Annotated in this window: 5 protein-coding genes and 1 pseudogene; 1 reads left to right on the top strand and 5 read right to left on the bottom strand. The window is 68.6% G+C overall.

Annotated features, from left to right (window positions below):
• Positions 1-299, bottom strand: a 299-nt coding sequence (locus ACSDR0_RS09455; RefSeq protein WP_435288376.1) for an aldo/keto reductase, incomplete at its 3' end; no start/stop codon positions are given.
• Positions 300-558: 259 nt separating this feature from the next.
• Between ACSDR0_RS09455 and ACSDR0_RS09450 the strand changes: the two genes are divergently transcribed.
• Positions 559-2,316 (top strand): IS481 family transposase, encoded by a 1,758-nt coding sequence (locus ACSDR0_RS09450; protein WP_435288380.1) that lies wholly within the window; start codon positions 559-561, stop codon positions 2,314-2,316.
• Positions 2,317-2,529: 213 nt separating this feature from the next.
• Here ACSDR0_RS09450 and ACSDR0_RS09445 read toward each other — a convergent pair.
• The 4 genes and pseudogenes from ACSDR0_RS09445 to ACSDR0_RS09430 form a co-directional block, all read right to left on the bottom strand.
• Positions 2,530-3,096 (bottom strand): annotated as a pseudogene (locus tag ACSDR0_RS09445) (aldo/keto reductase); the annotation flags it as partial.
• Positions 3,097-3,256: 160 nt separating this feature from the next.
• Entirely contained in the window at positions 3,257-3,874 is a 618-nt protein-coding gene (locus ACSDR0_RS09440; RefSeq protein ID WP_435288375.1) for a response regulator, read from the bottom strand.
• A gap of 64 nt (positions 3,875-3,938) precedes the next feature.
• Positions 3,939-4,937 carry a sensor histidine kinase gene (locus tag ACSDR0_RS09435; RefSeq protein ID WP_435288374.1) on the bottom strand — a complete coding sequence of 333 codons (999 nt, stop codon included), beginning with the start codon at positions 4,935-4,937 and terminating at the stop codon, positions 3,939-3,941.
• A gap of 456 nt (positions 4,938-5,393) precedes the next feature.
• Positions 5,394-6,737 carry a lipase gene (locus ACSDR0_RS09430; protein ID WP_435288373.1) on the bottom strand — a complete coding sequence of 448 codons (1,344 nt, stop codon included), beginning with the start codon at positions 6,735-6,737 and terminating at the stop codon, positions 5,394-5,396.
• Between the last annotated feature and the right edge of the window lie 133 nt (positions 6,738-6,870).

Genomic DNA, 6,870 nt, shown 5'->3' with positions numbered 1-6,870 from the left:
TCGGGCCGGGAGTTCAGACCAACGGACTTGCCGTCCTGGATGTCCCAGCCGAACTTGGTTGCCAACTGGACTTGATCGCGGACGGGGCCGATAGCCTCACCCACGAGTTCCTCGTTGACGTACGGGCCGTAGACCTCGGCGGTATCGAGGAACGTCACCCCGGCTTCCACGGCGGCCCGGATCACACTCACCATATCCTCATGGGTGCCGGGGTTCGGGCCGTAGCCCTGAGACATGCCCATACAGCCCAGACCGATAGCCGAGACCTGCATGCCCTGTCCGAGTGTCCTGATGTGCATGGCTACCTCTCTCACGTTTGATAAGCGATGTGGGTCGGGATCGACGGGGACGTCAAGCGACTGGCCGCGCGCGGAGCGGGCGCCTTGACCATGTAATGAAAATCCTCGCCGAGACGTGTTCAGTGCAATGTCCTACTTCGGTTGATGCTTGACAGTGCGGCTTCGGCTGATGCTTTACACCCCTTCGGCTGACCTGCCTTCCTGTGACCGGTGACGATCACGCGAGGAGGCCGGGTTGGCGCTGGTGGAGTTGAGCGTCATGGAGCAGCGGTATCGCGCTGTGCTGGAAGTAGAGGCGGGCTGTCCGGTGATCGAGGTCGCGCAGCGCTATGGCGTATCACGCCAGTCGGTGCACGCGTGGGTGCGCCGGTATCGCGCCGGCGGGCTGGCGGGGCTGGCTGATCGCTCGCATCGGCCGCAGGAGTGCCCGCATCAGACGACCGCCTCGGTGGAGGCGTTGGTGTGTGAGTTGCGCCGATCCCATCCCAAGTGGGGTCCGCAGCGGTTGGCCTATGAGCTGGGGCGACGTGACATCGATCCGGTGCCGTCGCTGGCGACGCTGTATCGAATCTTGGTGCGCAACACGCTGATCGTCCCTGGGCAGCGACGGCGTCCCAGGTCGTCGTATGTGCGCTGGGAGCGCGAAGCGCCGATGGAGTTGTGGCAGCTGGACGTGATGGGCGGGGTGATGCTGGCTGATGGCCGGGAGTGCAAGCTGATCAGTGGCATCGACGACCATTCCCGGTTCGTCGTGATCGCGCAGTTGGTGGTGCGGGCCTCGGGGCGGGCTGTGTGTGCGGCGTTCGCCGCGGCGATGGGCGCTTTCGGGGTGCCGGGTGAGGTGCTGACCGACAACGGCAAGCAGTTCACCGGCCGGTTCACCAAGCCGCGGCCCACCGAGGTGTTGTTCGAGCGGATCTGTCGAGAGAACGGCATCACCGCCCGTAATACGCAGGTGCGCTCACCGACCACGACGGGCAAGGTCGAGCGGTGGCACAAGACGGTGCGCGAGGAGTTCCTCGCCGCCTGTGAGCCGTTCGTCAGCGTGCGGGCGGCTCAGGACGCGTTGGATGCGTGGGTGGCCGATTACAACACCATCCGGCCGCATCAGGCGCTGGACATGGCGACTCCGGCCAGCCGGTTTGCCCGCGCTGCGCAGGTCCTGGCTGAGGGTGCACAAGAGTTGCCGTTGCGGCTTCCGGCGGAGCTGACCGCGCTGCCGAGCCGAGCTGCGTCGACGTCTGAGACGTCGAGTGTGGTCGTCGCTGAGGCGGTGCCGGTGGCCGTGGAAGTCGACCGTGTGGTGCCGCCGAGCGGGAACCTGACGGCGTGCGGGCGTCAGGTCTGGCTGGGGCCGGCGCGGGCCGGGCAGCAGGTCACCGTCTGGGCCGGCACCACGACCATGCACATCTTCATCGGCGAGGAACTACTCAAGACGCATCCGGTGACGTTGACCAGTGCCGATCTGGGTCGGTTACTGGCCGGTGGGGGCAGGCCGGGCCGTCCATCGCCGGCGACCGCGCTGCCATCGGGGCCGTTGGCGGCCGATGCGGTGGTGGAGGTCGACCGGATGGTCAACAACGCCGGGTGCGTGGGCCTGGCGGGCAAGCTGCTCAGCGTCGGGGTTCCGCTCGCCGGTCAGCGGGTCACGCTGCGGATCGATGCGCAGACGGTCCGGGTGATCGCCGAGGGGGTGCTGGTGCGCACCAAGCCGAGCCCGTTGACGCCCTCGCAGCGGGGCCGGTTGCACGGCGCCCGCCTGGCCCAGAGCCCCAACGCTGTTACCGGCCGCTTCCCGAAGGTGGAGCGGGTGGTGGCCGGCAACGGCACCCTCATGGTCGCCGGATGCAAGATCCAGGTCGGCCAGGTCCACCGCGGCAAAGTCGTCACCGTCGTCCTTGAAGAGACCCGATTCCGGGTGCTGTTCGAAGGCGAGGAGTTGTCGGAGCATCCGCGAACCGTCATCAAGGAGGTCAACCGGCTGCGAGCAAGCGGCCACATCGACTACAGGATCTAGGCCAGGTGGAAAGCATCAGCCGACACCAATCCGTCAATCATCAACTGAAGCTTTACAACGTGTTCAGTGCAAGATCGTTAAGGCTGAGGGCAGTCGGCAAGGGTACGTCTTCCGGAGCGAATAGCCAGCTCAACGGGCGTCTCGCGCCTTGTCGATCACGGACTGTCGGAGTCACGCGGCAAGAAATGTCATCCTGCGCGAGATGAAGCACTTGTTGTAATGATTCTGCATCGACACGAACTTCGTCCAGCCGTGGGTCTCCGCGGTGTGCTGGGCCTTGGCGAACTGCCAGGCGTACATGCTGGAGGCGCCGAGATAGCGGGCCTTGCCGGACCGTACGACGTCGTGCAGGGCCTCCATGGTCTCCTCGATCGGCGTGTCGGGATCCCAGCGGTGGATCTGGTAGAGATCCACGTAGTCGGTGCCCAGGCGGCGTAGCGAGGCGTCGATCGCCGAATGGATGTGCTTGCGCGACAGGCCACCGGAGTTGACGCCCTTGCCCATCGGCATGAACACCTTGGTGGCCAGCACGTAGTCGTCCCTGCTGGGGAAGATCCCGGCGAGCAGGCGGCCGGTGACCTCCTCGCTGGCGCCGAACGAGTACACGTCGGCGGTGTCGAAGAACGTCACCCCCGCGTCGGCGGCCCGGCGCACGATCGGCTCGGCGGCGGCCTCGTCCAGCACCCACTCGCCCCACTTGGCGGGATCGCCATAGCTCATCATGCCAAGGCAGACCCTCGACACCTTCATCCCGGTGGACCCCAGGCGCACGTACTCCATGTCAAACCTCCAGATCCTCAAGACCTTGGACTCCACCCTACGACCGCCACCTCCGACCGGTTCGTCCCACCCGGCCCACCGGCGGCCGGTTCACGTCGGGTCTCCGGCGGCGATCGGGCGGGGGCTCCGTTCGCCCAGGCTTGACCGAGGGTTCCGAAATTCAGATCCAGCCGTACTGGCGGGCGATGCGCGCGGCCTCATGACGGTTCGCGGCGCCCATCTTCCCGGCCGCGGAGGAAAGATAGTTCCGTACGGTGCCGGGTGACAGTGCCGCCCTGCGGGCTATCTCCTCCACCGGCGCTCCCTCGGCGGCCAGTTCCAGCACGTCGGCCTCGCGTGGGGTGAGAGGGCTGTCGCCCGCGCCGATCGCCTCGGCGGCGAGCTGCGGATCGACGTAGCGGCCCCCGGCGTGAATCGTGCGCACGACGTCGGCCAGCACGGCGGCGGAGACGGTCTTCGGGAGGAAACCCCGTACGCCGGCGGAAAGCGCCCGTTTCAGGTGCCCGGGGCGGCCATGGCTTGTAACGATCATGGTGCGGCAATCCGGCGACTCCTCATGGATCATGCGGGCCACGGTCACCCCGTCCATATCAGGCAGTTGCAGGTCGAGCATGGCCACGTCCGGCCGGAAGACACGGGCCATGGCGAGCGTGTCGGCGCCGGTGGCCGCCTGGGCCACCACGCTCAGATCCTCTTCGAGGGCGAGCAGCGCCACCAGGGCACCTCGGATGAGGTGCTCGTCCTCGGCGAGCAGGATCCGGATCGGCGCGCCGCTCACCCGGCCTCCTCCCACTGGACCGGGAGTCGCCCGGTGGTCATGTGCGGCGGCGGCACCACGGCGGTCATCGGATCTCCTCCCGGGTGGCCACGGGCAACGGCAGCTCGGCGATGAGACGGAACCGGCCGGGTGGCTCCCGCTCGGTGACGACACTCCCGCCGAGCGCCGCGAGACGCTCCGCCAGGCCGGGAAAACCGTTGCCGATCGGCCGGTGGCCATCGGGAGATTCCGGACCCGTCACTCCGTCGTTCTCCATACTCAGCGTGAGCCGATCGGTGCCGCCGGTCGTCGACCGGTGCAGGGAAACCGTGCACGTCCGCGCCTCGCTGTGCCGCAGCACGTTTGTCGTACCTTCTCGCACCACCCAGCCGAGCGTGCTCTGTACCTCGGCGGACAGGCCGTGCCCGTCGCCGATCACCTGGCAGCGCACCCCGGCCGAGGCGAGCACCGACCTGGCACCGGCCAGTTCCATGTCCAGGTCGGCGGTACGGTACCCGCGCACCACCGCGCGCATCTCGGCCAGCGATTCATGTGCGATCTTGCTCACTTCGCGCATCTCGTCCACCGCCCCGGACCGGCCACGCTCGACCAACCGCGCCGCGAGTTCACTCTTGAGAGCCACCACCGACAGGTTGCGGCCGATCACATCGTGCAGATCGCGAGCGAAGCGCAGCCGTTCCTCGGCCACCGCGAGTCGAGCATGCGCCTTCCTGGAGTGATCCAGTTCCCAGACGCCCTTCAGCCCCCACATCGAGACACGGTAGGTGAGCAGCCAGGCGACCATGAGGCCGCCCAGGCTGATCGCGGCCGGGACGGCGATCGACATGGGGGCGCCCTCCATCCGGGACACCGCGACCTTTGTCGCCACGGCCGCCGCCAGCACGCCCACGGTGACGGAGGACGGCACCACCGATGACACGGCGGCGACGAACGCGGTCGCGAGGACGACCACCAGGCCCGAGGCCGGGCCATCGGGGTGACCGGGTTGCGCGTCGGGATAGGCCACGGCCCCGATCACCACGCCCACGACCGTGAGCCCGGCGGTGAGGGCGATCAGCCTCACCGGCCGGGACCGACGCCCCAAATAGTGATCCAGGCCCGCGTGAACGAGCAACGCGCAGCTGATGGCATGGAGAGCGACATAGGCCAATATCACCCACCGCGCGAGCGTCCCCACCTCTGGGCCGATCATGATGGCGGTCCACACCACTTCAAGGGCATACGCCCCGGAGAGCGAAACGCGGGTCCACAGGTCCCAGCGCTCCGCCTGACCACGCCGGCGCCACCGCCGCAACCGGTCCGTGAGCCTGCTTCCCATCCCACCCACCCCGTCATGATCGCACCCGTTTTCGCGGAATGCTCCCGCGAACGCTTCCGGCCCCGGCGGCCCTGTTCCGGGTCGCGCCACCCGGCCGCCCTGACGCTACGGCGTTCCGGCGCGCCTGGCCGCTGTGGACGCCGTGGCCCGGTCGGCGTCCAGACCGCTCGTCCACAGCTCACCCTGACCGTATGGCCCCCGTTACGGCGCGAACCGCATCTCCGGCCAGCGCTTGGACGGCTTGGCGAGCAACGGGCTTGGCCGTCCCAGCAGATGGCGGTCGAAGAAGGCGCGAACGTAGACGCGCTGAATCAGCACCGAACGAGGGCCGTCGATTTCGCCGATCATCCCGGTGACCTGATCCGGCGGCAGTCCCAGCGAGTGTTGCCGGAGCAGCACCTGGAGGTCGGTGAACGAGGTGTGGCCCGTACCGTCCAGCCGTAGCTCCAGCCGCCAGCCCCGCAGGCGGGCCCACAGCGCCGCCCAGCTCGGGTCGTCGCTCCGGCCGTGCCCCGAGCTGCCGACCTGCAGGAACGGCCGGTCCAGTCCCTCCCGCAGGACCGGCCCGAACATCGAGCCGTCCAGGTTGACGCCGGCCTTGACTCGCGAGTCCGCGTGCATGGTCGCGGCGGCGGTGGCACCACCCAGTGAATGCCCGAACATGCCGACGCGGGACAGATCAAGCGCACCGCGCAGTCCCTTGGGCACAGGCCGGCGCTCGGCGTCGACGACGTGTCCGCGATTGAGCGCGGTCAACCGGTCCACGACGAAACGTGTGTCGGCGAGGCGGGCGGCCACCGCCTTGGTGGCGACGGGATCGTCCGGCTTGTCGAAGTTCGGTGGTGGTGAGCTCGCCGCGTGGATCTTCACCTGCCCGTCCGGAAATTCCACCGCTCCGGCATCGTAGGTGTGGTCGATGGTGGCGACCACGTAACCATGGCTGGCGAGATCCTCCACCAAGGCGGTGCTGGAGGCACGGTCGGCGGCGAAGCCGTGCGAGAAGAGCACCACCGGCCATGGTCCCCGCCCTCGATAGACCGGCGCCCCCGCTCGCCCGTGCGTGACCGGCAGGCGTACGGTTCCCGCCGGAACACCTGCCAGGACGGCCTCCGCTATCTTGGGCGGGAGCCATGGCGCCCGGGGATACGCCGCCGCCTTCCGGGCCGGATACCACAACTGGACCATGAGCTCCCGGGACGATATGGCGGGCACCCATGGGTCGGGCCGTGAACGGTCGACCAGGTGGAGCGATACGGTTCCGATCTGGTGCGGGCCGGTGGGTTTCGGCAGCGTGAGCTGGACGGGTGCCACCTGGTCGGCGCCGGGGCCGGAGCCGTTCTCGGCCGGCGTCGTTCCAGCAAGTGCGGGGCGGGCGACGCCGGGGCCGGCGAGTGCGGGACCGGCCACGAGCGCCAACCCCAGCACCGACGCCAGCGCGGCGCGGCAGAGCGTCGTGACTCCTCGCCGGGGCGAGCCGGCCTCTCGGGGAGCCGGATCAGCCGGTCGGGGCCGGAAGATCGGGGAATATCGATCGGGCATCATCATGATCCCAGGGTCCGATGCCGCCCGGCTGTGAAGTAGTGCGAACGCTCACCGGCTCAGGTGAGCTCCTCCCGGCCGGCCGATGACAAATCTCACGGGCAGCGCGGGTGAGGCCCGCACCAGGCGGCCGGATCGG

This window comes from Streptosporangium sp. G11, from assembly GCF_051192615.1.
Lineage (GTDB): Bacteria > Actinomycetota > Actinomycetes > Streptosporangiales > Streptosporangiaceae > Streptosporangium.
This window is presented reverse-complemented; position numbering and strand designations above follow the sequence as displayed.

Coding starts and splice junctions, on each gene's coding strand:
- ACSDR0_RS09450 (WP_435288380.1), top strand. CDS start 559: ATGGAGCAGCGGTATCGCGCTGTGCTGGAAGTAGAGGCGGGCTGTCCG.
- ACSDR0_RS09430 (WP_435288373.1), bottom strand. CDS start 6,737: ATGATGATGCCCGATCGATATTCCCCGATCTTCCGGCCCCGACCGGCT.